At 66.9% G+C, this 24,975-nt stretch carries 27 protein-coding genes and 1 pseudogene; 17 read left to right on the plus strand and 11 right to left on the minus strand.

All coding sequences use genetic code 11. The features are described 5' to 3' along the window. The 7 genes from rpoB (at window position 1) to ACNS84_RS11920 (ending at window position 8,604) form a co-directional block, all read left to right on the plus strand. Entirely contained in the window at window positions 1-1,830 is a 1,830-nt protein-coding gene (gene rpoB, locus ACNS84_RS11890; protein WP_435075079.1) for a DNA-directed RNA polymerase subunit B, read from the plus strand. Between the two features lie 6 nt (window positions 1,831-1,836). After that, the gene (locus tag ACNS84_RS11895; RefSeq protein ID WP_435075080.1) at window positions 1,837-4,758 is read left to right on the plus strand and encodes a DNA-directed RNA polymerase subunit A'; all 2,922 of its coding nucleotides are present in this window, start codon (window positions 1,837-1,839) and stop codon (window positions 4,756-4,758) included. Then, window positions 4,751-5,965 (plus strand): DNA-directed RNA polymerase subunit A'', encoded by a 1,215-nt coding sequence (gene rpoA2, locus ACNS84_RS11900; protein ID WP_435075081.1) that lies wholly within the window; start codon window positions 4,751-4,753, stop codon window positions 5,963-5,965. Before ACNS84_RS11895 ends, rpoA2 begins: the two co-directional genes overlap by 8 nt. Next, window positions 5,965-6,384, plus strand: coding sequence for a NusA-like transcription termination signal-binding factor (locus tag ACNS84_RS11905; protein WP_435075082.1), 420 nt, complete (start codon window positions 5,965-5,967; stop codon window positions 6,382-6,384). Before rpoA2 ends, ACNS84_RS11905 begins: the two co-directional genes overlap by 1 nt. Before the next feature lie 67 nt (window positions 6,385-6,451). Further along, the gene (locus ACNS84_RS11910; RefSeq protein ID WP_435075083.1) at window positions 6,452-7,306 is read left to right on the plus strand and encodes a hypothetical protein; all 855 of its coding nucleotides are present in this window, start codon (window positions 6,452-6,454) and stop codon (window positions 7,304-7,306) included. A gap of 219 nt (window positions 7,307-7,525) precedes the next feature. Next, window positions 7,526-7,954 (plus strand): 30S ribosomal protein S12, encoded by a 429-nt coding sequence (locus tag ACNS84_RS11915; RefSeq protein ID WP_004048726.1) that lies wholly within the window; start codon window positions 7,526-7,528, stop codon window positions 7,952-7,954. Continuing rightward, entirely contained in the window at window positions 7,951-8,604 is a 654-nt protein-coding gene (locus ACNS84_RS11920; protein WP_435075084.1) for a 30S ribosomal protein S7, read from the plus strand. The genes ACNS84_RS11915 and ACNS84_RS11920 overlap by 4 nt, the downstream gene beginning before the upstream one ends. 157 nt (window positions 8,605-8,761) lie before the next feature. Here the strand turns inward: ACNS84_RS11920 and ACNS84_RS11925 are convergent, their stop codons facing one another. Next, complete coding sequence (locus ACNS84_RS11925; RefSeq protein WP_435075085.1) at window positions 8,762-10,747, minus strand: aconitate hydratase; 1,986 nt, start codon at window positions 10,745-10,747, stop codon at window positions 8,762-8,764. 264 nt (window positions 10,748-11,011) lie between these two features. Here ACNS84_RS11925 and ACNS84_RS11930 point away from each other — a divergent pair, with 264 nt between their 5' ends. Further along, window positions 11,012-11,485: a deoxyuridine 5'-triphosphate nucleotidohydrolase gene (locus ACNS84_RS11930; protein ID WP_435075086.1), complete on the plus strand. Its 474-nt coding sequence runs from the start codon at window positions 11,012-11,014 to the stop codon at window positions 11,483-11,485. A 64-nt stretch (window positions 11,486-11,549) separates the two neighbouring features. On the opposite strand, the gene ACNS84_RS11935 is transcribed toward ACNS84_RS11930, so the two are convergent. From ACNS84_RS11935 to ACNS84_RS11950, 4 genes are all read right to left on the minus strand, one after another. Then, window positions 11,550-11,924 (minus strand): tautomerase, encoded by a 375-nt coding sequence (locus tag ACNS84_RS11935; RefSeq protein ID WP_435075087.1) that lies wholly within the window; start codon window positions 11,922-11,924, stop codon window positions 11,550-11,552. A gap of 117 nt (window positions 11,925-12,041) precedes the next feature. Beyond that, window positions 12,042-13,418 carry an LLM class flavin-dependent oxidoreductase gene (locus ACNS84_RS11940; protein WP_435075088.1) on the minus strand — a complete coding sequence of 459 codons (1,377 nt, stop codon included), beginning with the start codon at window positions 13,416-13,418 and terminating at the stop codon, window positions 12,042-12,044. A 151-nt stretch (window positions 13,419-13,569) separates the two neighbouring features. Then, window positions 13,570-13,977: a CBS domain-containing protein gene (locus tag ACNS84_RS11945; RefSeq protein WP_435075089.1), complete on the minus strand. Its 408-nt coding sequence runs from the start codon at window positions 13,975-13,977 to the stop codon at window positions 13,570-13,572. Between the two features lie 40 nt (window positions 13,978-14,017). Further along, window positions 14,018-14,974 carry a DUF5787 family protein gene (locus tag ACNS84_RS11950; protein ID WP_435075090.1) on the minus strand — a complete coding sequence of 319 codons (957 nt, stop codon included), beginning with the start codon at window positions 14,972-14,974 and terminating at the stop codon, window positions 14,018-14,020. A gap of 107 nt (window positions 14,975-15,081) precedes the next feature. Between ACNS84_RS11950 and ACNS84_RS11955 the strand changes: the two genes are divergently transcribed. The 3 genes from ACNS84_RS11955 to ACNS84_RS11965 all read left to right on the plus strand — a co-directional run bounded on the left by ACNS84_RS11955 (window position 15,082) and on the right by ACNS84_RS11965 (window position 17,051). Next, on the plus strand, window positions 15,082-15,465 hold the full coding sequence (locus ACNS84_RS11955) for a hypothetical protein (protein WP_435075091.1): 384 nt from the start codon (window positions 15,082-15,084) through the stop codon (window positions 15,463-15,465). Then, on the plus strand, window positions 15,462-16,067 hold the full coding sequence (locus ACNS84_RS11960; RefSeq protein WP_435075092.1) for an NUDIX hydrolase: 606 nt from the start codon (window positions 15,462-15,464) through the stop codon (window positions 16,065-16,067). The genes ACNS84_RS11955 and ACNS84_RS11960 overlap by 4 nt, the downstream gene beginning before the upstream one ends. A 150-nt stretch (window positions 16,068-16,217) precedes the next feature. Beyond that, the gene (locus tag ACNS84_RS11965) at window positions 16,218-17,051 is read left to right on the plus strand and encodes an NAD+ synthase (protein WP_435075093.1); all 834 of its coding nucleotides are present in this window, start codon (window positions 16,218-16,220) and stop codon (window positions 17,049-17,051) included. A 33-nt stretch (window positions 17,052-17,084) separates the two neighbouring features. Here ACNS84_RS11965 and ACNS84_RS11970 read toward each other — a convergent pair whose 3' ends face one another. Continuing rightward, window positions 17,085-17,234 (minus strand): DUF7563 family protein, encoded by a 150-nt coding sequence (locus tag ACNS84_RS11970; protein ID WP_170938266.1) that lies wholly within the window; start codon window positions 17,232-17,234, stop codon window positions 17,085-17,087. A 167-nt stretch (window positions 17,235-17,401) separates the two neighbouring features. Beyond that, window positions 17,402-18,505, minus strand: coding sequence for an anthranilate phosphoribosyltransferase (locus ACNS84_RS11975; RefSeq protein ID WP_435075094.1), 1,104 nt, complete (start codon window positions 18,503-18,505; stop codon window positions 17,402-17,404). A 304-nt stretch (window positions 18,506-18,809) separates the two neighbouring features. On the opposite strand from ACNS84_RS11975, the gene ACNS84_RS11980 reads away from it, so the two are divergent. Together ACNS84_RS11980 and ahbB are read left to right on the plus strand one after the other, a co-directional pair. Then, window positions 18,810-18,968 carry a DUF7317 family protein gene (locus ACNS84_RS11980; RefSeq protein ID WP_435075095.1) on the plus strand — a complete coding sequence of 53 codons (159 nt, stop codon included), beginning with the start codon at window positions 18,810-18,812 and terminating at the stop codon, window positions 18,966-18,968. 139 nt (window positions 18,969-19,107) lie between these two features. Then, window positions 19,108-20,166, plus strand: a complete 1,059-nt coding sequence (gene ahbB, locus ACNS84_RS11985; protein ID WP_435075096.1) for a siroheme decarboxylase subunit beta — start codon at window positions 19,108-19,110, stop codon at window positions 20,164-20,166. 32 nt (window positions 20,167-20,198) lie between these two features. On the opposite strand, the pseudogene ACNS84_RS11990 reads toward ahbB, so the two are convergent. From ACNS84_RS11990 to ACNS84_RS12000, 3 genes and pseudogenes are all read right to left on the minus strand, one after another. After that, window positions 20,199-20,477 (minus strand): annotated as a pseudogene (locus tag ACNS84_RS11990) (methyl-accepting chemotaxis protein); the annotation flags it as partial. An 87-nt stretch (window positions 20,478-20,564) separates the two neighbouring features. Then, window positions 20,565-20,948, minus strand: coding sequence for a cupin domain-containing protein (locus ACNS84_RS11995; protein WP_435075097.1), 384 nt, complete (start codon window positions 20,946-20,948; stop codon window positions 20,565-20,567). Between the two features lie 219 nt (window positions 20,949-21,167). Continuing rightward, on the minus strand, window positions 21,168-21,722 hold the full coding sequence (locus ACNS84_RS12000; RefSeq protein WP_435075098.1) for a DoxX family protein: 555 nt from the start codon (window positions 21,720-21,722) through the stop codon (window positions 21,168-21,170). Window positions 21,723-21,838: 116 nt separating this feature from the next. Here ACNS84_RS12000 and ACNS84_RS12005 point away from each other — a divergent pair, with 116 nt between their 5' ends. The 3 genes from ACNS84_RS12005 to ACNS84_RS12015 all read left to right on the plus strand — a co-directional run bounded on the left by ACNS84_RS12005 (window position 21,839) and on the right by ACNS84_RS12015 (window position 23,611). After that, window positions 21,839-22,645 carry an aldo/keto reductase gene (locus tag ACNS84_RS12005; protein ID WP_435075099.1) on the plus strand — a complete coding sequence of 269 codons (807 nt, stop codon included), beginning with the start codon at window positions 21,839-21,841 and terminating at the stop codon, window positions 22,643-22,645. Window positions 22,646-22,800: 155 nt separating this feature from the next. After that, complete coding sequence (locus tag ACNS84_RS12010) at window positions 22,801-23,214, plus strand: DUF5790 family protein (RefSeq protein WP_435075100.1); 414 nt, start codon at window positions 22,801-22,803, stop codon at window positions 23,212-23,214. A gap of 187 nt (window positions 23,215-23,401) precedes the next feature. Beyond that, window positions 23,402-23,611 carry a hypothetical protein gene (locus ACNS84_RS12015; RefSeq protein ID WP_435075101.1) on the plus strand — a complete coding sequence of 70 codons (210 nt, stop codon included), beginning with the start codon at window positions 23,402-23,404 and terminating at the stop codon, window positions 23,609-23,611. Between the two features lie 108 nt (window positions 23,612-23,719). Here ACNS84_RS12015 and ACNS84_RS12020 read toward each other — a convergent pair whose 3' ends face one another. Continuing rightward, window positions 23,720-24,469 (minus strand): creatininase family protein, encoded by a 750-nt coding sequence (locus ACNS84_RS12020; RefSeq protein ID WP_435075102.1) that lies wholly within the window; start codon window positions 24,467-24,469, stop codon window positions 23,720-23,722. A gap of 158 nt (window positions 24,470-24,627) precedes the next feature. Here ACNS84_RS12020 and ACNS84_RS12025 point away from each other — a divergent pair, with 158 nt between their 5' ends. Continuing rightward, on the plus strand, window positions 24,628-24,951 hold the full coding sequence (locus ACNS84_RS12025) for a DUF5789 family protein (RefSeq protein ID WP_435075103.1): 324 nt from the start codon (window positions 24,628-24,630) through the stop codon (window positions 24,949-24,951). Window positions 24,952-24,975 lie beyond the last annotated feature (24 nt).

Consider the following 24,975-nt stretch of genomic DNA (forward strand, 5'->3'; position numbering starts at 1 on the left):
ATGGCACAGGCAGAACGCGAAGCGAAGGTGTACGTCAACGGGAGCCTCGTCGGGACCCATCCGGACCCCGAGGCCCTCGCCGAACAGATCCGCGAGGCCCGCCGCCGTGGCGACGTCTCGGAGATGGTGAACGTCTCGGTCAAGGACCGAACCCAGGAAGTGATCGTCAACGCGGACGCGGGGCGGGCCCGCAGACCGCTGATCGTCGTCGAGAACGGCGAGCCCCTGCTGGGCGACGAGGAGGTCGAAGCGCTCGAGCGCGGCGACATCGAGTTCGAGGACCTCATCGACCGCGGCTACGTCGAGTTCATCGACGCCGAGGAGGAGGAGGACATCCTTGTCGCCGTCGACGAGGAAGACGTGACCGAGGACCACACGCACCTCGAAATCGATCCGCAGCTCGTGTTCGGTATCGGTGCGGGGATGATCCCGTACCCCGAGCACAACGCGAGCCCCCGGATTACGATGGGCGCAGGGATGATGAAGCAGTCGCTCGGACTCCCCTCCGCCAACTACCGGATCCGGCCGGACACGCGTCAGCACCTCCTGCACTACCCGCAGCTGGCGATGGTGAAGACGCAGACGTCCGACCAGATCAGCTTCGACAAGCGGCCGGCGGCGCAGAACTTCGTCGTCGCCGTGATGAGCTACGAGGGGTTCAACATCGAGGACGCGCTGGTCATGAACCAGGGCTCCGTCGACCGCGCGCTCACCCGCTCGCACTTCTTCCGGACCTACGAGGGCGAGGAGCGCCGCTACCCCGGCGGCCAGGAGGATCGCTTCGAAATCCCCGAACAGGACGTTCGCGGCGCACGCGGCGAGGACGCGTACACGCACCTCGACGAGGACGGTCTCGTCAACCCGGAGACGAAGGTGGACGAGTCCTCGGTGCTGCTCGGCAAGACCAGTCCGCCGCGCTTCCTCGAGGAGCCCGACGACATGGGCGGGCTCTCGCCGCAGAAGCGTCGGGAGACGAGCGTGACGATGCGCTCGGGCGAGTCCGGCGTCGTCGACACCGTGACGCTGATGGAGGGCGAGGACGGCTCCAAGCTCTCGAAGGTGAAGGTGCGCGACCAGCGTGTCCCCGAACTGGGCGACAAGTTCGCGTCCCGACACGGTCAGAAGGGCGTCGTGGGCCACCTCGCCCCGCAGGAGGACATGCCGTTCACCGAGGAGGGGGTCGTCCCCGACCTTGTCATGAACCCGCACGCGCTGCCGTCGCGGATGACAGTGGGCCACGTGCTGGAGATGCTCGGCGGGAAGGTCGGTTCGCTGCGCGGCTCGCGAGTCGACGGAACGCCGTTCCAGGGCGAGGATGAAGAGGAGCTCCGCGGTGGGCTCGAAGAACACGGGTTCAAGTCCTCCGGCAAGGAGGTCATGTACTCCGGCGTCACCGGCGAGAAGATCGACGCGGAGATCTTCGTCGGGACGATCTTCTACCACAAGCTGTACCACATGGTGTCGAACAAGCTCCACGCCCGCTCGCGCGGACCGGTCCAGGTGCTCACGCGCCAGCCGACCGAGGGGCGCGCCCGCGAGGGCGGCCTGCGTGTCGGGGAGATGGAGCGCGACACGATCATCGGCCACGGCGCGTCGATGGTGCTCAACGAGCGGCTCTTGGAGTCCTCCGACGCCGAGACGGTGCACGTCTCCGCGAAGACGGGGCTCGTCGCGGTCGAGGACCGCGAGCAGCGCCGCGTGTACGACCCCGTCACGGGCGACGAAGACGACATCCACGAGCTCGAGGTGAGCTACGCGTTCAAGCTCCTCCTCGACGAGATGATCGCGCTTGGGATTCGACCGAAGCTCGAACTGGAGGACGCAATTTAAATGTCAATGCAAACACCGAAAGTGCTCGGCGGCATCGACTTCGGCCTCATGGACCCGGAGACGTACCGGGACATGTCGGCGACGAAGGTCATCACGGCCGACACCTACGACGACGACGGTTACCCGATCGACATGGGGCTGATGGACCCGCGGCTCGGCGTCATCGACCCCGGTCTGGAGTGTCGAACCTGCGGCTCCCACTCCGGCTCCTGTAACGGCCACTTCGGCCACATCGAACTCGCCGCGCCCGTCATCCACGTGGGCTTCACGAAGCTCATCCGGCGGCTGCTCCGCTCGACGTGCCGCGAGTGCGGTCGGCTTGCCTTGGACGAGACGCAGCGCGACGAGTTCCGCGACCGCTACGAGCGCGCCAAAGAGCTCGGCGACGACGAGCACGACGTGCTGAAGGCCGCCGTTCGACAGGCTCGGAAGGCGTCGACCTGCCCGTTCTGCGGCGAGCCGCAGGCGGACATCAAACACGAGAAGCCGACCACGTACTACGAGGTCCAAGACGTGCTCTCGGGCGACTACTCCGAGCGCATCGCGGCCGCGATGCAGCCCGACGAGGAAGAGGACGATCCGGGCACGTCCCCCCAGGAACTGGCCGAGAAGACGGACATCGCCCTGGACCGGATCAACGAGATCATGGCCGGCGAGTTCCGCCCGCGTAAGGAGGACCGCCGGGCCATCGAGAAGGCGCTCGATATCGACCTCACGGAGGAGGACATGAACAAGCTGATGCCCTCGGACATCCGCGACTGGTTCGAGGACATCCCGAACGAGGACCTCGAGGTTCTCGGCATCGACGCACAGGACTCCCGTCCGGAGTGGATGATCCTGACGGTCCTCCCCGTCCCGCCGGTGACCACGCGCCCCTCCATCACGCTCGACAACGGCCAGCGCTCTGAAGACGACCTCACCCACAAGCTGGTCGACATCATCCGGATCAACCAGCGGTTCATGGAGAACCGCGAGGCTGGCGCCCCGCAGCTGATCATCGAGGACCTCTGGGAGCTGCTTCAGTACCACGTCACCACGTTCGTCGACAACGAGATCAGCGGGACGCCGCCGGCGCGACACCGCTCCGGCCGTCCGCTCAAGACCCTCAGTCAGCGACTGAAGGGGAAGGAGGGCCGCTTCCGCGGTTCGCTGTCCGGGAAGCGCGTCAACTTCTCCGCCCGGACCGTTATCTCCCCGGACCCGACCCTCTCCCTGAACGAGGTCGGCGTCCCGGACCGGGTCGCCAAGGAAATGACGCAGACGCTCAACGTCACCGAGCGCAACGTCGAGGAAGCGCGCCAGTACGTCCGTAACGGGCCCGAGGCGCACCCCGGCGCGAACTACGTCCGACGACCCGACGGGCGTCGCCTGAAGGTGACCGAGAAGAACTGCGAGGAACTCGCCGAGAAGGTCGATCCCGACTGGGAGGTCAATCGCCACCTCGTCGACGGTGACATCGTGATCTTCAACCGGCAGCCCTCGCTGCACCGGATGTCCATCATGGCCCACGAGGTCGTGGTGATGCCGTACAAGACGTTCCGGCTCAACACCGTCGTCTGTCCGCCGTACAACGCCGACTTCGACGGCGACGAGATGAACATGCACGCGCTCCAGAACGAGGAGGCTCGCGCCGAGGCGCGCGTCCTCATGCGCGTCCAAGAGCAGATCCTCTCGCCGCGGTTCGGCGGGAACATCATCGGGGCGATCCAGGACCACATCTCCGGGACGTACCTGCTCACGCACTCGAACCCCGAGTTCACCGAGACACAGGCGCTGGACCTGCTCCGGGCGACTCGAGTGGACGAGCTGCCCGAGGCGGACGGCGTCGACGACGACGGCCGCGAGTTCTGGACCGGCCGGACGCTGTTCTCCGAGCTGCTGCCCGACGACCTCTCGCTGCACTTCACGTCGTCGACCGGCGACGACGTCGTCATCGAGAACGGCCAGCTGATCGAGGGGACGATCGACGAGGACGCGGTCGGCGCGTTCGGCGGCGAGGTCGTCGACACCCTCACCAAGGAGTACGGCGAGACGCGCTCGCGCGTGTTCATCAACGAGATCGCATCGCTGGCGATGCGCGCGATCATGCACTTCGGCTTCTCGATCGGAATCGACGACGAGTCGATCCCGCCGGAGGCCGAAGAGCAGGTCGACGACGCGATCGAGAGCGCCTACGAGCGCGTGCAGGAGCTCATCGCGACGTACGAGGCCGGCGAGCTTGAATCGCTGCCGGGTCGCGGCGTCGACGAGACGCTGGAGATGAAGATCATGCAGACGCTCGGAAAGGCCCGCGACTCGGCCGGGGAGATCGCCGACCAGCACTTCGGCGACGACAACCCGGCGGTCGTGATGGCCCGCTCCGGCGCGCGTGGGTCGATGCTGAACCTCACGCAGATGGCCGGCTCCGTCGGCCAGCAGGCGGTTCGTGGCGAGCGGATCAACCGCGGCTACGAAGACCGAACGCTCTCGCACTACAAGGAGAACGACCTCTCAGCGGAGGCGCACGGCTTCGTGGAGAACTCCTACCGCGGCGGGCTCACGCCCGAGGAGTTCTTCTTCCACGCGATGGGTGGTCGAGAGGGGCTCGTCGACACGGCAGTCCGGACCTCGAAGTCCGGCTACCTGCAGCGCCGCCTCATCAACGCGCTCTCCGAGCTGGAGGCGCAGTACGACGGCACGGTCCGGGACACCTCGGGCCGGATCGTCCAGTTCGAGTTCGGCGAGGACGGCACCTCGCCGGTAAAGGTCTCCTCTGGAGAGGGCGACGGCATCGACGTCGACGACATCGTCGACCGCGTCGTCGACTCCGAGTTCAAGTCCGACGACGAGAAGGAGCGGTTCCTCGGCGAGCGTACGCCGCCGACGAACCTCTCGGAACACGCCGGACCCGGCCTGAACAAGGCCTCGGGGGTGGAGTCGGATGACTGAGTACGAACACGTCACCGACGACATGGAGGCGGTCGTGGAGGCGACCGAGCTTCCGACCCGTCTCAAAGACGAGGTGTACGCGGCGCTCGAAAAGAAGGGCGAAGAGACCGGAGAGATCACGGTCGAGCAGGCCACCGAGGTCGCGACCGGCGTCGAGAACCGCTACATCGAGACGCGCGTGGACCCGCTCGATCCCGTCGGCACCGTCTCCGCGCAGTCGATCGGCGAGCCCGGGACGCAGATGACGATGAACACGTTCCACTACGCCGGCGTCGCAGAGATCGACGTCACGCAGGGGCTCCCCCGGCTCATCGAGCTGGTGGACGCCCGGAAGACGCCGGACACGCCGATGATGACCGTCCACCTCGACGGCGAGTACGCGACGGACCGCGAGAAGGCCCACGAGGTCGTCTGGTCCATCGAGGCGACGCGCATCCTCGCGCTCGGTGACGTGTCGACGAACGTCGCCGACATGCTGGTCCGGATCGACCTGAACGACGACACGCTCTTGGAGCGGTGGCCGACCCATTCGGACCCCTCCGAGGTCGCCGAGATCATCGCCGAGACCATCGAGGATTCGCTCGGCGTCGACACCCGACAGTCGGGCACCGTCATCGAATTCGGCCCGGGCGAGCCCAGCTACCGCGAGCTACTCCAGCTCGTCGAGCAGCTCCGCGACATCGTCTTCAAAGGGATCGAAGAGATCGAACGTGTCGTCATCCGGAAAGAGGAGATCGATGGCGACGAGGAGTTCGTCCTCTACACCGAGGGGTCGGCGTTCGGCGACACCCTCGACATCGAGGGTGTGGACGCGTCGCGGACGACGTGTAACAACATCCACGAGATCTATCGCAACCTCGGCGTCGAGGCGGCCCGCGAGACGATCATCGACGAGACGAAGAACACGCTCGAAGAGCAGGGGCTCGACGACGTGAACGTCCGTCACCTGATGCTCGTCGCCGACATCATGACGAACAACGGCGAGATCGAATCGATCGGTCGCCACGGCATCTCGGGCTCGAAGGACTCCGTGCTCGCACGCGCGGCGTTCGAGGTGACGGTTAACCACCTGCTCGACGCGGCGATCCACGGCGAGTACGACGAACTCGACGGCGTCATCGAAAACGTCATCGCCGGGAAACCGATCTCGCTCGGTACTGGCGACGTCGACCTGCGGATGGGGTCGCGCGTCGTGGGCGACGACTGATGCGGGTCGAGCTCTCCGACGAGGCGCGGCGCTACATCGGTCGCTTTGACGAGCTGACCGGGGTCTCGCCGAAGGACTGCCTCGTGGAGGGCGACCGACTCGTGTTCCTCATCCCCGTCGGCGAGATGGCCGCCGCCATCGGGCAGGCCGGCGAGACCGTCGAAGAGGCGGAACGCCGGCTCGGGAAGTCGGTCGAACTGGTCGAGGACGCGGACACGCCGGAGGCGTTTGTCGCGAGCGCGCTCGCGCCCGCGGCGGTCAACGCCGTGACGATATCCGAACAGAACGACCGTGTCGCGTACGTCGAGGTACCGGAGCCGGACCGCGGTGTCGCCATCGGCGCCGACGGCGCCAACATCGAGACGGCTCGGACGCTGGCGAAACGCCACCACGACGTCGACGACATCCAGCTGACGTAAGCCGCGGTCGCTCGGCGCGGGGGACGTGAACCCGCGTTCTTTTGTTCGCCGCGCTGTGTCATTACGCATGAACAGGAGACGCTTTCTCGCGGGAATCGGGGTCGGTGCTGCGGTCGGGGTTGCCGGCTGTTCCGACGACGATGGGGCCAGCGGCGGCAACGGGACCGGGGGTTCGTCCGATGACGGCCCCGATCGGCCGTTCGCCGACGCGGAGTGGCGCGACGGCGACGGGCTTGCGCTTGACGCGCTGGCCGAGTCGCACGTTGCGACGTTCGTCGAGGCGGGGGGATTCACGCTGTTCTCGACGGCGGAGACGAGCCACGATGGCGACGCGGAGCCGACCCCGTGGCTCCCCTCACAGACCTACGAGTCCGGGTACGACCTCGAGAACGGTCGGCAGTACGTGAAACAGGAACTGTCGAGAGAGTCGGGAACGGAGGTCACGGAGCTGTATGTCGCCGGCGACGAGCTACTGTTCCGGCGGCGGGCCGACGGGGAGACGCAGTACGACGGCCAGTCGGTTGACCGCTCCGCGGCCGATCTCGAGGATTCGCTCCGCCAGGAGGCGCTGACTGGAATTCGAATCGAGAGCGAGACCGAGTCGGGGGAGACGCAGTACGAGGGGCTGAACCAATGGACCGTGATGAGCGACGGCGAGGGACGGGTTCGCGGCGAGCCGACTGCCCGGTTCACCGCCGACGAGTTCACCGCCGATCGAAACATCCCCGAGACGGTCGAGACCGCGTCCGCGACGGCGCACGTGTACGAAGCGGGCGTCGTTCCGCGGCTCGAGCAGTCGTGGAGCGGCGAACACGACGGACAGCAGGCGACGGTCGACGTCGACATCGACTACCGCGACCCCGGCGCGGAGATTACCGAACCCGACTGGGTCGCTGACGCCCGAGAAGCGACCAACAAGTGAGCCGGAGACGGCGGCGACACCGCGAACGCTGACAGCGACGAACGACGGCCGCTCACGCCGGCTTACCGGCTCAGCGGGAACGAGCGTCGGTTGTTTCAGATAGTCTCGCCGCGAGAAACACCCTCAGAACGGACGAGAGGCCCCGCTCGTACGATCTGAGGCCGTTTCGTCGCGCCGAAAGACGACGCTTAAGTAGCTCCGTTCGGAAGTGGATGTACGATGGCGAACGGCAAATACGCGGCCCGTAAGCTCAAACAGGACCGGCAGAAGCGCCGCTGGTCCGACTCCGAGTACGCTCGGCGAGAGCGCGGGCTCAAAAAGAAGTCCGACCCCCTCGAGGGCGCCCCGCAGGCTCGCGGCATCGTTCTCGAGAAGGTCGGAATTGAGGCAAAGCAGCCGAACTCAGCGATCCGAAAGTGCGTCCGCGTTCAGCTCATCAAGAACGGGAAGCAGGTCACCGCGTTCTGTCCCGGTGACGGTGCTATCTCGTTCATCGACGAGCACGACGAGGTCACAATCGCTGGGATCGGTGGGGCCAAGGGTCGCGCGATGGGCGACCTCTCCGGCGTCAACTACAAAGTCGAGAAGGTCAACGGCGTCTCGATGATCGAACTGGTTCGCGGCAACGCGGAGAAGCCCGTCAGATGAGCGGGGAGGAAGCCGAGGCGGAGTCCGACGCGGACGTCGCCGCCGACGAGCCGGATCCGGACGCGCCCGCGGCCAGTGAGGCCGCCAACGAGAACGCCGAGCTGTTCGGCGTCTGGGACGTCACCGAGATCGCGTACGAGGATCCCTCGACGAAGCGCTACATGACCGTGACCCCCATCGCCCACACGATGGGCCGCCACGCGTCCAAGCAGTTCAAGAAGTCCGAGATCTCCCTGGTCGAGCGGCTGATCAACCGGCTGATGCAGACCGATGAGAACACGGGCAAGAAGCAGCAGGCGACGCGGATCGTTCGCGACGCCTTCGACATCGTCCACGAGCGCACCGAGGAGAACCCGGTGCAGATCCTCGTGACGGCCGTCGAGAACGCCGCGCCCCGGGAGGAGACCGTTCGCCTGAAATACGGTGGCATCTCCGTCCCGAAGGCAGTCGACGTCGCACCCCAGCGTCGCGTCGACCAGGCGCTGCTGTTCATCTCCGACGCCGTCGCCAGCGCGACGTACAAGTCGACCACCTCCGCCGCCGAGGCGCTCGCTAACGAGCTGATCGCCGCGGCCGACTACGACGCCGACCGCTCCTACTCCATCTCGCAGAAGGAAGAGCGCGAACGCGTCGCCGCCGCCGCCCGCTAACGCCGAGTCGCGAGGCAAGCGGGTCGCGTTTTTTCGACCGATCTGTCCCGCGAGCGGCCGCGATACCGAGTTGCACATCGGATAGCGACGGCGCTTGCGCTCAGCGTCGATGAAATGTGAGAGAGAGAGCCGCAGAGCCGCAGAGCCGCGGGTCGCCTCAGTCGTCGGCCGGCGCCGCGCCGGAGCCGCCGTCCGTGTGCTGCTGTTTGACCCACGAGAGCTTGCCGCCGGCCGCGAGAATCTCGCGCTCGCGGTCGGAGGCGTCGAGGTCGGCGGTGAACTCCCAGTCGCCGTTGACGCTCACGGTGAACTCCTCCTGACCGGAGGAGACGCCCGCGGGCACGTCGTCGACGATTTCGAGGTCGTCGCCCTGCTCGATCTGCTCGTACGTCTCCGCGTCGATCGCCAGCGGAACGATGCCGAAGTTGAACAGGTTCGCCTTGTGGATGCGGGCGAAGCTCTGCGCGAAGACGGCCTCGATACCGAGGAACATCGGGCAGAGGGCCGCGTGTTCGCGCGAGGATCCCTGTCCGTAGTTCTCACCGGCCACGAGGACGCCGCCGTCGGCGTCGAGCGAACGCTGCGCGAACGTGTCGTCGACGCGCGAGAGCGTGAATTCGGAGAGCTTCTCGATGTTCGACCGGAACTTCAGGATGTCCGCCGTCGCGGGGATGATGTGGTCGGTGGTGATGTTGTCCCCCATCTTGAGGAGCGCCTCGCCGCCGTCCACGTCGATCCCGTCTTTGAGCGGGACGTCACCGATGTTCGGGCCTTTGATCAGGCTGTCGTCGATGGCCTCGTCGGGCGAGATGATGTCGGAGTCGTCCTTCCCCATGCCGGGACTGTACTTCGTTCCCATTTCCAAGCCGGGTGCCTCGAGGTCGCCGAGATCCTCCGCGAGGTCGCGGGGGTCGATGATCTTCCCGGTGATGGCCGCCGCGGTGGCGACCTCGGGCGAGCAGAGGAAGACGGAGTCGTCCTCGATGCCCGAGCGGCCCTCGAAGTTACGGTTGAAGGTGCGCAGCGAGACGGAGTCGGAGGCGGGCACGTGACCGATACCGATACACGCGCCACACGTCGCCTCGGAGAAGTTGACGCCGGCCGCCATCATCTCCGCGGTCCAGCCCTCGCGGGCCAGCATCTCGGAGGCCTGCTTGGAGCCGGGTGCGACGATCATTTCGGTCTGCTTGGCGATCTCGCGACCCTCCAGCATCTTCGCGCTGGGGAGGATGTCCTCGTAGGCGCCGTTGGTACAGGAGCCGACGATGACCTGCTCGACGTCGGTGCCCTCGAACTCGCTGACGGGGGCGACGTTGTCGGGCATCGACGGGGCGGCCACGAGCGGCTCGAGGTCGGTAAGGTCGACCTCGAGCGTCTCCGCGTACTCCGCGTCGTCGTCGGGCTGGAGGTCGACGTACTCCTCTTCGCGGTCCTGGCGCGCGAGCCAGTCTTTCGTCTTCTCGTCGGTGGCGAAGATGGAGGAGGTGGCGCCGAGTTCGGTGCCGAGGTTCGTGATCGTGGTCCGCTCGGGGATCGTGAGCTTCTCGGCGCCGGGGCCGGTGTACTCGAAGATCTTGCCGACGCCGCCCTTGACGGTCAGCTCGCCGAGGAGGTGGAGCGCGATGTCCTTGGCGGTCGCCCACTCGGGGAGCTCGCCTTCGAGGTGGACGTTGACGACTTCAGGCATCTCGACGTAGTAGGGACCGCCGCCCATCGCGACGGCGATGTCGAGCCCACCCGCGCCGATCGCGAGCTGGCCGAGCCCGCCGGGGGTCGGGGTGTGCGAGTCGGACCCGAGCAGCGTCTTGCCGGGCGCGGCGAAGTTCTCCTTGTGAACCTGGTGGCAGATGCCGTTGCCAGGCCGAGAGAAGTAGGCGCCATACGTGCCGGCCGCAGAGCGGAGGAAGCGGTGGTCGTCGGTGTTCTTAAAGTCGAACTGGTACGTCTGGTGGTCGCAGTACTGCGCGGCGAGCTCCGTCTGGATCTCGTCCAGCTCCAAGGCCTCGAACTGGAGCCACACCATCGTTCCCGTCGTGTCCTGCGTCAGCACCTGGTCGATCTCGATTCCGATCTCCTCGCCGGGCGTTAGCTCGCCCTCGACGAGGTGGTCCTCGAGGATTTTCTCCGTAATCGTTTGTCCCATATCATGCTCACGTCGCCCTCCCGTGGATATAAAACCCGCGAGTTTTCCGAAAGATCGACCGTGTAGAATTCGATCAAGAAGCAATTATTGCTGGTAAACTCGCGGACTGTGGCCTCCGTGAGAGTAAGTGACGTAACGAGAGTATAAGGCTGATAAAGGCAGTTATCGGCCGAATTCACCGCAACTGAGAGGGTCGACGGCGGGGCGGTCCGCGTCGCGACGGCGTGCGACATCGTTTAGTCTCGGCCGCGAATTCGGTCGGGTATGTTCGATTCGGGAGCGGCGGTCGCGGCGGCGTTGGAAGCCGGCGACGTCGACCTAGACGAGGCGCAGCGACAGCCGAACGGCGTCGACCTCACCGTGGGGGAGATCTTCAAACAGACAGCGCCCGGGCGAATCGGTCGCGATGGGAAGCGAGTCGGCGACCGCGAGTCGGTGCCGATCGGCGACGGAGCCTACCGACTGGAGCCCGGAACGTACGTGGTTCGATACGGTGAACCGGTGCGGATCCCGAGCGAGCGGATCGGGTTCGTACTCCCGCGATCGACGCTGCTTCGGAACTCCTGTACCCTCGACACCGCCGTCTGGGACGCCGGCTACGAGGGCGTTGGCGAGGGGCGCCTCGACGTGGGCCACGCGATCGAGATCGAACCGGGGGCGCGGATCGCCCAGTTGGTGCTCGCCGAGGCTGACCACGACGGGACGTACGAGGGGACGTATCAGGCGGAGAACCTCTGAGGAGGCGACTCGCGAAGGCACCGTCGACGACGGGACGATGATCGACCGGACACCTCCCGCCGGGTTACGCCCCCTCCCAGTCCCCACCGACGCGGTCGAGCCCCATCATATCCTCGCCGGCGTGTTCGGTGAAGACGACCTTAGCGTTCGGCTCGGGGACGTCGAGTTCCGCGACCGCGCGTTCCATCACGGCCAGCGCGAACGCCCGCTTGTACTCGAACGGTCGCCCCTCCCGGATCTCCGCGTCGAGGAACAGCAACGGCCCGTCGACGCCTCGTCCGATGGCCATCGCCGACGGCTCGTGTTCGGTGATCGTCACCGCGACGTGACCCGCCGTGGTCGCCATCTCCTCGGTGTATCGCTCGGTGACGAACGCGACGAACGACTCGCGTTCGGCCGGCGAGAGCGAGCGCGTCGTCGAGAACTGTAACAGCGGCATACCGCACCGTCAACGAACGGGACCTTGGGTCTGTCGCCGGCGCGTCCGAGACCGAAGGTCGCGGCGGCAGAGGGCACGCGAGGGACGACCTCGTTTCGGTTGCGGAACGGGAGGGGACTACTGCTTCGCCGGGTGTTCGTCGCGGAGTCGGGGCTGGCCCGGGCCGAGCAGTCGCTCACGGAGGGTGCCGTCGCCGCGGGGGGCGTCCCCGCCGTCGCTCGGGTCGGGGACGAGTCCGCGCTCGCGCAGTTCGGGGACGACGAGGTCCACGAAGTCCGTCAGCGAATCGGGCCGGACGACCTCCTTCACGTTGAACCCGTGGACGCCGACCTCCTCGTGCCAGTACGCCAACTCGTCGGCGATCACCTTGGGAGTGCCGACGATCGTGGGGGACGTCGTGCCCAGTCCGCAGAACTCAGCAACCTCGCGGACGGTCCACTCGCGGTCCGGCTGGGCCTTCGTGAACGCGTTCATCGTGCCCTGGATCGCGTCCGTCTCGATATGCTCGACCTTCTGGTCGAGGTCGAGCGCAGAGAGGTCCATATCGAGGAACCCGGAGAGGAGCGCGAGGGTCGCCTCGACGTCGACGTGACGCGTGTACTCGTCGTACTTCGCCTCCGCGAGCGCCTGTGTCTCGCCGACGACGGGGACGACGCCGATGAAGAACTTCAGGTGGTCGGGGTCGCGGCCGTGGTCGGCCGCGCGCGACTTCACGTCGGTCATGTACTCGCGGACGCCCTCCTCGGTCGGCTGGCTGGCGAAGACGGCCTCGGCGTTCGCGGCCGCGAACTCCCGGCCTCGGTCCGAGGATCCCGCCTGATACACGACCGGGGTCCGCTGCGGCGAGGGCTCGCAGCCGTGCGGGCCGGGCACCGTGAAGTGCTCGCCGTCGTGGTTGATCGCCGAGACCTTCTCCGGGTCGGTGTACCGCCCGGCCTCGCGGTCCACCTCGACCGCGTCGTCGGCCCACGACTCCTCCCAGAGCTTGTAACAGACGTCGAGAAACTCGTCGGCGCGGTCGTAGCGCGTCTCCTTGTCCATCCGCTCGTCGAGCCCGAGGTTCTCGGCCGCCGACTGGAGGTAGGAGGTGACGACGTTGATCGCGATCCGGCCGTCGGTGAGGTGATCGAGCGTGGAGAATTCCCGCGCGAGCTGGTAGGGGTGGGTGTACGTCGTCGAGCGCGTCACGGCAAACCCCAGTTCGTCGGTGACCTCCGCCATCGCGGGGACGACGAGCTGCGGGTCGCTCGCGGGCGTCTGAACCGCCTTCTCGACGGCCGTGCTGCGGTCGTCGCCGTACACGTCATAGACCCCGCGCACGTCGGCGAAGAACACCGCGTCGAAGCCACCGCGCTCGGCGGTCCGGGCGACCTCGGTCCAGTACTCGCGGTCCGTGTACTCCGGCGACCGGTCGCCCGGGTAGGTCCACGACCCCGGCGAGACGTGCTCGACGGAGGCCATGGTGAAGAGGTTGAGATGCAGATGGTCGGACATGGACGCGGATACGGGATGCCGGGGTAATACTTCACAGAAAGGGGCGCCACTTGTCGGCGTCGCGGACGCGAGAAAGCGAGTGGCGGGAGGGGCCGACGAACGGTGCCGGCGGGCGAGCGGTGAGGGCGGGGGGGTGAGCGGCGAAAGCGACCTACGGCGACGGGGCGTCCGGCGAGGAGACGTACGCGGCGAAGTCGGAGGTCGTGATGATTCCGATCGGCGTGTCGCCATCGACGACGGGCACGTGGTGGAAGCCGTGCTCGATCATGAGGGAGGCGACCGCCGAGACGGAGTCCTGCGCGCCGGCCGTGACCGGATCCCGCGTCATATACCGCTCGACGGTCGTCTCGGCCTTCGGCTGGCTCTTCGCGACGATGTCGACGAAGTCAGTGGTGGTGAGAATGCCGACCAGAGAGCCGTCGTCGTCGACGACCAGCGCCGAACTGACGTCGTTGTCGAGCAGCACTGCGGCGGCGTCCTCGACCAGCGTGTCGGGCGTGACCGTGTGGAGTTTGCTCGTCATCAGTCGCGCGACGAACACGTCGTCGATATCGTTCATACGTGAGGGTCTGTCGCTCGGGATATAAGGATTCCCACAGTCAGAGGAACCGCGAGAGCCCCGACTGCCGGCGCGGCCCGTCGCCGTCGGGAGTGGCCTTCCACGCGGTTCGGTCGTCGCGGAGCGCGTCGCGGCCGAGCGCCGGCGGATCGGCGGGGGCGTACGCGTCGCAGCCCGCGCCGCAGTCCCGACCCGGGTCCACCACCCGATCGAAGCGGTCGCAGTAGGGCCGTCCGTCGGCGGTCCCGGTCGCGTGTGCACACGCCGGCGGCGACGGCCGCCAGCCCTTGCCGTACGCGCGCTCGGCGATCCGGCGCCGTTTTCGGGCCTTCGCCGCCGGATCGACGAGCGCAACGTCGGTGCGGAGCGACCGCTCCTCGCAGATCTCGACGCCCGGCGCGTCCGGGGCGAGCGGCGTCGGCTCCCGGACGACCTCGCGCTCCCCCGTCTCGGGGTCGAACCGCCAGACGCCGATCGCGTCCGGGATGCGGTTGAGATGCGCGCGGGTGACGTACGATTCGGTCGCAAGAATCGCCTCGTCGAACAGGCCGAGCGCCGCGTCGAACCGTAACTGCGCCGCGAGGTCTCCCGGGGTCCCGAGGTCGGGCTTGTTCTCGATCGCCGTCAGCGATCCGACCCAGTCGTCGGGGTAGCGAGCCGTCGCGCGAACGACCGGACGCCCGCTGCGGCGCTCGCGTTCGAGGTAACCGATGTCGACCGCGCGCTCGACGACCGCGGCCGCTCGGTCCGGGGGAAGGTCGAACGCCGTCGCGACGGGAACCGCCTCGCCGGGACCGACCGCCGCTTCGATCGCGGGAGCCGGGATCTGCTCGGGCGTGATCGCCGCCCGCCGGTCGAACCCCGGTCCGGGCTCCAGCACGCAGACGTCGACGATCCGACCGCCGGGGTTCGTGACGCCGGCGCCGAGCTGCCGAGCGATGACGCTATCCGGCGATTCGAGCGCGGCACACAGGGCCAGCTCGAACCGGAACTCCATGGGAAGCGAAGGAGCGCCGACGAGTAAAGCGCGTCGGCGCGGGGAGCGTCCCCGCGGGGAACCGCCGCGGTCGAAACCGGTATTCCCGGGCGGCGCCAACGTCGACCATGCGCCGGGTCACCCGGAACCTCTTCGTTGCCATCGCCTTGGTCGTCGTCGCCCTCCTCGCGCTGGGCGCCCTCCCGAGCTACCTCGGCAGCGGCGATCCCTACTACCTGACCGCCGAGCCGATCGAGACCGAGGCCCCGGCGGTGGACGTCAACAACGACTCGGCTCACCGATACCCGTTCCTGACGAGCGCGCTCGCGAGCGACGAGGGGCGGTCCGACCCGTACCAGACCGACACGTACGGGATCAAGGAGTCGTTCACGCACACGCCCTTCGACGAGGTGGACGCCCTGACGCGCCGATTGCCCGAGGCCGCGACCGACAGTGGAGTCCGCGTGCAGTACGAGGGCACGGTCTATCGAGTGGAGGTGATGCGCCCGTGAGCGACGACGCGCCGGCCGACGACCTCCGCGACCTCCCGGCGTTCGCCGACGGCCGAAACCATTCGCTGCCCGGCGATCCGGAGTGGCCGGTCAGGGAGGTCGCCGTCGAGTACGACCCCGGCTGGTTCGTCGGGGGATACGACCTGGTCGAGCAGCCCGACGGGTCGGAGAAGAAGTACTACTGGGCGGAGCTGTCGCCCGCGACGGTCGTCATCGCGGTCGCCGACGGGTACGTGCTGTTCGTCGAGCAGTACCGGCCGACGGTCCGGAACACCCAACTGGAGCTGCCCGCGGGGATCGTCGAGCGCGGCGAATCGTACACCGCCGCCGGGGCGCGCGAGCTCGCCGAGGAGACGGGGTTCGCCCCCTCCTCCACCTCGCTGCTGCAAGAGGTGTGGTGCTCGACGGGGGTGCTCCGTCACAAGCGCGGGTACGTGTTCGCCGAGGGGCTCGATCCCGTCGGCGTCGACCACGACAGCAACGAGTTCCTCTCGCCCCGAACGGTCCCGGTCGACGAGGCGCTCGAACTCGCGCGCGCGCCTCCGACGAACGACGCGACGCTGGAGGGACTGCTGCTCGCGGACCGGGAGGGCCTGCTGTGAGCGCGCTGGTCGCCTTTTAAACACGGGACGCGGCGTCAAACGCGACGACCCGGCGAATCGGCAAGCAGAGATACCCGCTGAAACCCGACGAACGTCCAGTTCATCACGGTAAAGCGGAGATATTAGTCGCCTCGACCCTTATCAATCCGCATGAGCCAGACCTCGGACCAGTCGGTGTTGCTCTCGGACGACCCGCCGCTCGACCTCCGACTCTCGGAGTCGGAACTCGAGGCGACCCGTGAGCGCATCGTCTCGTTCATCGCGGACGTCGTCGACGACGCGGGCGCGGAGGGCGCCACCCTCGGTATCTCAGGCGGGATCGATTCGACGCTGACCGCCTACCTTGCCGTGGAGGCGCTCGGCGAGGACGGCCTCCACGGGCTCACCATGCCCTCCGAGGTCAACGATCCGGACGTCATGAGCGACGCGGAGCGCGTCGCCCACGACCTCGGTATCGAGTACGACGTGGTCGAGATCCAGCCGATCGCCGAGTCCTTCTTCGGCGCCTTCCCGGAGGCCGCGGACGATCGGACGGCGGCGGGGAACGTGTACGTCCGGACGCGCGCCGTGTTGAACTACTTCGTCGCCAACGCGGAGAACCGAGTAGTGCTCGGCACGGGGAACCGCGCCGAGGCGATGACCGGATATTTCACGAAGTACGGCGACCAGGCGGTCGACTGCAACCCGATCGGGAATCTTTATAAACAGCAGGTCCGCCAGCTGGCCGCACACGTCGGCGTCCCGCGGGACCTCGTGATGCAGGAGCCGACCGCGGAGATGTGGGAGGGGCAGACCGACGCCGACGAGATGGGGCTCGACTACGACACCGTCGACGCCATCCTCGCGGTCCACGTCGACGGCGGACTCTCCCGGGCGGCGACGGTCCGCGAACTCGACGTGCCCGCCGAAGCGGTCGACCGCGTCGTGGACCTCCACGAGGGGAGCGCCCACAAGCGGGCGATGCCGCCGGCTCCGGAGCGATAGGCGGCGTCGAGCGAAGCGAAAAAATCTGCGCCTTCAGGCGTCGTGCGCCCGTTGTTTCGTGACCTCTGCGATACCGGCGTTGGCCGAGCAGTTCGGGCACGCGTGGATCCGACCGCGGGCGTCCGAGAACACGCGGGCGAAGCGGTCCGAGACGTGCGCGTCGCAGTGTTCACACGTCGGCATCGCGGGGACTCCCTCGGTGTGAGATGGCGTCGTGAATCATGGTGTTCTGTGCGTATGGCAGTTGGTGACGAACGCGTAAGTACGCTTGCCGAACTCCGGCCCAAATTACCCCCAAAACGACCGCAGCGCGTCGGGTTCGAAGACTCGGAGCGGCTCCGCCGCGACGCTTAGAACGCGCGCAGTTCCTCGAGGACGGCAGTCGCAGAGCCGTCGGCGATGACCTCGCGAGCGGTCTCCAGACCCGCCTCGATCGAGTCGGCGTCCTCGCGGGCGTAGATCCGGAGCGCGGCGTTGACCGCGACCGCGTCGGCGAAGGCGTCGGCGCGCTCGCCGGCCAGCACTTCTTCCGTGATCGCCGCGGAGTCGGCGGCGACGTCGTCGACCGCGAGGTCGGCCTCTTCGAGGTCCATCCCGTACTCGGCGGTCTCGATATCGAAGTCGGCGAACGAGGCGCCGTCGCTGCCGTCTTCGTCGCCCTCTCCCTCACCGCCGGCCGCGTCCCACTCGGCGACCTTCGTGTAGCCGGGGCGGACGTCGTCGTACCCCTCCATCCCCTGGAACATCAGGACGCGGTCGAGGTCGTGGAACTCGCTCGCGACGAACGTGTCGACCACTTTCTTCGCGAACGCGAGGTGGTAGAAGGAGCCGAGGTGGACGGACGCCCCGGCGGGGTTCGCCAGCGTCTCGATGGTGTTGACGAACGTCCGGACCCCCATCTGGTCGCGGCGGTCGAACAGGTCGTCGATCGCTGGGTTGAACGCGGGCTGGTAGTAGAAGCCGAAGCCGGTCTCGTCGACCATGTCGGCGGAGTCCGTGGGAGTCAGTTCGGTGTGGACGCCCAGTTCGTCCAAGACGTGCTTGTAGGCGTCCTGCTTCTGCGTGGGAACGCGGTCGCCCGAGTGGACGACGACAGGAGTCCCGGCCGCGGCCGCGACGAGGCCGGCAGCGACGCCGAGGATCGCGGTCCGTCCCTTCCCGTCGTAGTTGGCGCCGCAGTCGACCGGATCGGCGTCGGGTTCGGCGTACTCGACGCGCTCGCACATCACGTCGACGTACGCCCCGAGCTCCTCGGGCGTGTTTCGCTTCCAGCGGTTCGCGAGCCAGAACGCTCCGAGCGTGGTCGGATCGGGCTCGTCCGCGAGGATCCGCTCGAACGCCTCGGTCGCCTGTGCGCGCGACAGGTCGTCGGCCGACTTGTGGCCGGAGCCGCAGACCTCGGTCATCAGCCGTTTGAGGGGCCAGTCGCCGAACTCCTGAGTCGCCTGAGCCATACGCGCCGTTCGGGTCCTCGAACGAAAAGTCCCTCGCTCGACTCCCGAGTCAGACGAACGGGCAGAACAGAGCGCGGGTCGCGTGAGTGACCGCGTCAGGCGGCGCGCGCGAGCGACGAGCCGGACGGATCGGGCGGCTCGATCCGGTTCCGTGGTAGCTGTTCGCATAATTCAACAGGACGATCGTCCGATTGTGGAACGTTATTAAGCACATATCGGCTATTCTGTGGCATAGATGTTCCATAACGCCTCAGTATAGGCGTTAGAGTTATATGCATGTCCACTCAGTATAGAATCGTACCCGATGACGTCCAAATCCGTGGCCACCGCACTGACGCTGTATCGCGCTCGTACCCTGACGCTCGAACAGGCCGCAACTATCGGCGGTTGCTCGGCGGCGCAACTGGAGGAGAGCGCTCGGGCGTTCGCACCGACGTCAGAGCGGACCCCCGCTGACGACTGAGTCCTCTCGGCCTCCGGCGACTACGCGGCAAAGCGACCGCGTACCCTCGAACGTCGCGTCTATTGTACACGTACGACGTGATACGCATCCTGCCGAGCGTGCCGAAACGCGTAGGTACGACCGTCGCGTAGCGCTTGCAATGAGTTTGGACGCCGATTGGCGGACGGACATCGACGCGGTCGACGCCGCGCTCATCGACGAGTACCAGAGCGGCTTCCCCGTCGAAGCGCGCCCGTTCGAGCGCGTCGCTCGCGAGATTTCGGCCGAGACGGGCGTCGACGTCGACGCCGACGCAGTCCTCGACCGCGTCCGCAACCTCCGGGAGCAGGGCGTGTTCCGGCGGTTCGGCGCGGTACTCAACCCGCCGGTCATCGGGTCGTCGACGCTCGCGGCGGTTCGGGCGCCCGACGACCGGTTCGACGAGATCGCAGCGGTCATCAACGGCTACCGGCAGGTGAATCACAACTACCGTCGCGACCACGAGTGGAACCAGTGGTTCGTCGTCACCGCGGGCTCCCGCGAGCGGCGTGACGCGATCCTCGCGGAGATCGAGGAACGGACCGGCTGTGAGGTGCTCGCGCTGCCGATGCTCACGGACTACTACATCGACCTTGAGTTCCCGGTGGTGAACGCGGACCGGTTCGCCCGGGAGTCGCTCGACGAGACGGCGGTCTCGGCCACCCGCATCTCCGAGAGCGCTCGCGGCGACCTGACGGCGTTGGAGGCCGATCTCCTTCTGGCGATCCAGGACGGTTTCCCGCTGTCGGCGACCCCGTACGCCGACGTGGCGAGCGAGATCGACGCCCCCCTCAACGACGTGCTCGCGGCGGTCGACCGCCTGCTCGCCGACGGCTGTATCAAACGGATAGGCTGCGTCGTCAACCACGTCGTCACCGGGTTCACGAACAACTGCATGGTCGTCTGGGACGTGCCCGACGATGAGCTCGACGAGCGCGGCGAGGCGGTCGGTAGTCTGCCGTACGTGACGCTGTGTTACCACCGGCCACGCCGGGAGGATCAGGAGTGGCCGTACAACCTGTTCACGATGATTCACGGCCGCGAGGCCGAAGCGGTCGACGCCAAGATCGACGAGTTGGCGACCGATCACCTCCCGTTCGACCACGAGCGGCTCTACTCGACGGAGACGCTGAAACAGACCGGCGCGCGGTACGACGACCTCGTCGCTGACGGCGGCTAAAACGGGCGGCGGCTCAGTCGTCTTCGAGGACGGTCGTGTGCTCTCCGGTGCTCGGCCTTGGCCGTGAGCTTTCGCAGGGAAATAACCATGTTCCCCGACCGTGACGCCGATGAGCGCAAGTCCGATCACCGTCAGCAGCGTCATTCCGATAAGTCCGGACGTGACCTCTGCGCCCGCGACACCGGCCTCCTCCGCGCGAAGGGAGACGATACCGCTGTCTAAAACCGAGACCCCCATGCCCACACGACTCCGAGTAGCGACCGCACGAGCGCCGCGGCGTCGCTCGATCTGCTGCCGGAAAACGAGTACATGAATAACGCGGATTGTCTCTGTTGAAATCCTCAGAAACTGACACAAACGGCGTGCGAGATATAGAGGGTGGGTTCAGCATAGTACATCTACAACTCAGTTTCTGGCTGGGGTGCATTGACGGGCGTGGCAGGCGGTCCGGAGCCGACGAAGCTAATGACGATTACCCAGTTTTCGGTCGTGGGGTTTACCACCCGCCGAATTGTGCGAGGCGGAACATACACGAAGTCACCCTCAGAGAGGCCAACCGAGTCTTCTCCTGCCGGTCCATACTCCAGTAAAGCGTGTCCCTCAACCACGTATCCGTAGGCGTGACGGTCGCCATTGTGGTGCCAACCGGTTGTTATCCCTCCAGCGACCCGCGACTGAATCACGATGGTATCCTCGGTCTCGAATACCAACTGTCGCGAAACATCGGCAGTTTCATCTGGATTTTCCAAACTGGTTTGCGTGGCCACCGTAACTTCGTCCATATCGTCTGCACACTTCGCGAGACGATAACTGTGGCAACTATTGGCTAGGGTTGTTGGTGCTTGAGCAATATGCACAGTGTATTCAGCACGGTCTCAACAAATTATCAGAAACTAAGGATTTCAACAGAGCCCGCCGATTAAAAGATCAGTTCTGAGAGCCGCGAGTGGCGCAATTGCGACCGGCGGCCCCCTTAGTCGAGACTGCGACCGGCGGTCCCTTCAGCCGAGGAGGTAGCGCGCCCACGGGAACCGCTCCACGAGGGGCACTCCGCCGATCTCGTACTTCTCGACGTAGGCGTCGAGTCCGAGGATCCGCCCGGCGCCGAAGGCGGCGACCGAGAGGAACACGAGCATGTACGCGAAGTCGCCGTTGATGTAGCCGTGCCCGATGTCCCAGTTCCCGAGGTAGAAGAGGAGCATCATGAACGCTCCCCAGAACGCGGCGAGTCGGGTGAGTAAGCCGACGATCACGCCGAGGCCGATGAGGAGTTCCCCCCACGGCACCGCGACGTTCACGAACTCGAGGAACAGGCTGCTCTCGGCCATCGCGGCGAACAGCCCGGCGGCCGGGCTCCCGTTCGCGGCGGGGGCGTTCTGGAGGTAGCCGGCCGCGCTGAATTCGCCGCCCAACACTTTGCTGAGCCCGCTCTGGAAGAACGCCAGGCCGATCATCAGCCGCAGCGCGAGGATGAACCAGACGCTGAGCGTGTGGAGTTTCCCCTCCACCGAGACGCCGCCGATCGTACTCCGTAGTGAGACTTCTTGTGTCGCCATATCGACACCGACACGTCGTCGGGCCATAACTACCGATCCGAGTTCTCGGAATCAGAGAGACCGAGGAAAACGGGCGGGACCGGTACGTTGACGGGGGTTGCGCTCCCCGAGTTCGTATGTCAGACGCGTTCGATCGGCTCGGATACGGGACGTACAAGCTGGCCGACGGCGAGGAGTGCGTCGCCGGCGTCGCCCACGCCGTCGAGACGGGATACCGCCACGTCGACACGGCACAGGGGTACGACAACGAGGCGTCGGTCGGGACGGGGATCGATCGGACCGGCGTCGACCGCGAGGACCTGTTCGTCGCGACGAAGCTCTCGACGGACAACCTCTCGTACGACGACGCGCTCGCGACCGCTCGGGTGAGTCGCGACCGGCTCGGCGTCGACTCGATCGACCTCCTCTACGTCCACTGGCCGATCGGGACGTACGATCCCGAGGAGACGTTACCGGCGCTCGACGCACTCGTCGACGAGGGCGTGGTCGAGCGGATCGGGCTCTCGAACTTCCGGCCCGACCAGCTCGACGAGGCGATCGACCGGCTCGATCACGACGTGTTCGCGCATCAGGTGGAGTGCCATCCGTTGCTCCAACAGGAGACGCTGCGCGAGCGCGCCGCCGAGCACGATCACTGGCTCGTCGCCTACTCGCCGATCGCGCGCAACCGCGTCGCCGACGTGGACGTGTTACAAGAGATCGCCGCGGCCCGCGACGCGAGCCCGGCGCAGGTGAGCCTCGCGTGGCTGCTCTCGAAGGAACGCGTCGCGCCGATCCCGAAGGCGGCCGACTTCGGCCACGTCGAGGCCAACTGGGCCGCCCGTGACATCGATCTGACCGACGAGGAGATCACTCGGATCGATGCGCTCGACCGCGGCGAACGAGTCGTCGACTTCGAGGAAGCGCCGTGGAATCGGGAGTGAGTCGACCGACTGTGACCGACGCCGACGTCGGACTCCAGCCCGAGCGAAACTGAACGGCCGGCCGCACCGAACCGGACCGCAGACGCCGCGTCGGCTCTGATTTTACTTTCGCTTTCGGGCGCGTTTTTAAAAGGCGTCGGCACGACGCATCGGGTATGAGCCAGTCCACGTTCGACGACGACGACCTGTTCGGTGAGGCGGCCGAGGAGACCCGCGCCGAGGTCGAAGAACACCTCGCGGCCGCCAGAGCGGAGCTCCCCGACCCGGACGCGGTATGGGAGACGGACGCGGACAACGTGCTCGGCGCGCTCAATGGCCTGAAATCCGCGCTCGACGTCGGGGACGCAATCGAGTCCGTCCGATCGGCGAAGAAGGCGTACGTGCTCGGCGAGCGCGCCGACGCCTTCGAGGACGCCGACGATTTAAAAGCGAAAATCGAGGAGCTGGAGTCGCTCGTGAACGACATCGAGGAGGCCGCCGAGGAGGTCGCCTCACTCACCGGCACCGTGCCGGCGATCCGCGGGGCGCTCCAGGACGCCGCGGCGGCCGAGGAGGAGGAAGAGGAGTAATCGGCGTTCCGCTCCGTTGACCTGTTGAAATCCGCAGCGAGCGATTCGTTCAGACTCGATTCCGGTCAATGCAGGACGAGTACAGTCTCGTACTACGGCTTGAGAGACGTCGAGATGAGCGACGCGTTGCGCGTGGGAACTGCCGGAGTAGCAACGTTTCTGTGGTATGAGAGCGACTATCCGCCGTATGGACTGTCCCGTCTGCGGAAGCGCCGTTGTGGAGTTCAGCGAACTGCCAGACGAGTTGCGGGAGCGCTTGGAGGCGGACTCACAGCGACAGCGACAGTCGGTCGAGCATCGACGGAGAAAGCACACCGTGTGCCCCGACTGTACGTTAGAGATACACGGGTGCGGCCAGCCCTACGCTATCCCCGAGGAAGCGACACCGACGCGCTGACGGTCTCGGCTCAGAATCCCACGTCCAGCGGGCAATACGCGGTCCTCGGCGACCGGCTGTGTTAGAGTGGTCTACTGAAAAATTGGACCTCGACAGCGCCGGTCGCAGTTATATCGACTCCCGCTCGACAATCGCGGTCGCCAACTCCGCGAGCGCGTCGCTCGCGAGGTCCAAAAGCTCCCTGCCGCGCTCGGCGTCACCCGCACTCGGGTCCCCGACCACGCCGTTCTCCGTGAACGCGTCCGAGTCGTGCGCGAGGTTCACCCCCGAGACCCACTCGCCCCACCGGGCGGCGGCGCCCTCTCTCGCGTCCGGGACGCGGTCCTCGCGGACGAGGTCGGGGTTCGTCGCCCGCAACAGCGCCGTCTCCAGCGGGCCGGCGTGACCCATGTCGCCCGCGTGGTCGCCGACCGCCTCGAACCAGGTGAACGCCACGGCGTACCCGTCGTGGTCCGGGTCTCGGGAGAATCGACGCGCGACCTCCGCGAGCGCCTCCACGTTGCCGCCGTGCCCGTTGACGAACACGACTCGGTCGACCCCGTGATGCGGGAGCGATTCGGCCGCCTCGCGGACGTACGCCCGGAAGGTGTCTGGCGAAACCCACATCGTCCCGGCGAAGGCGCGGTGCTCCTCGGCGACCCCGACGGGGATCGGTGGGGCGACGACGACTTCGCTCGCGCCCTCGCCCGTCGCTGCCTCGTACGCCGCCGCCCCGGCCTCCGCGACCGCGACGGCGTCGAGCGTGTCCGTCCCTAACGGGGCGTGCGGGCCGTGCTGTTCGGTGCTGCCGACAGGGATGAACGCGACGTCGACGTCGGCGTCGCGCACGTCGGTCCAGGTGGCGTCCGCGAGTCGCATACCGTCACCACGAGGGGGTGAGTCGTATAGGCGACGGTCTCGGGCGATAGGGTGGCGACGCCGCCGTCCGAGGGCCGCGACGCCGTCGGACCGGCGGACAAGGGGGGCGGACCGAACCGCCCCGGGGAATTATTCCGTCACCCGACGAGAGGCGATCCATGGGTCGCGAGAACGAGGGCCACGATCAAACGACGGGAGTGACGTTCGGACCGCTGAAGCAGGCGCTCCGCGAGCACAGCTACCCGGTGTCGGTCGGGGAGCTGGTCGAGCAGTACGGCGGCTTCGAACTGGAAACCGCGGGCGGAAGCGAACGGCTCGACGCGGCGCTGGAACGATGCGACCAGACGCAATTCCGCGATCCCCGAGGAGTTCGCGACGCGATCCTCGACGCGCTGGGCGAGGAGGCGACGGCGGAAGGGGCCGCCGCGGGAGAGACCGGAGACGAAGCGGTCGATGACGGCTGGAGTCGGCTATCGACCTGAGGCGCCGAGCGGCGACGTTCGGGG

Origin of the sequence: Halorubrum wangae, from assembly GCF_051194135.1 — an archaeon.
Taxonomy (GTDB): Archaea; Halobacteriota; Halobacteria; order Halobacteriales; family Haloferacaceae; genus Halorubrum.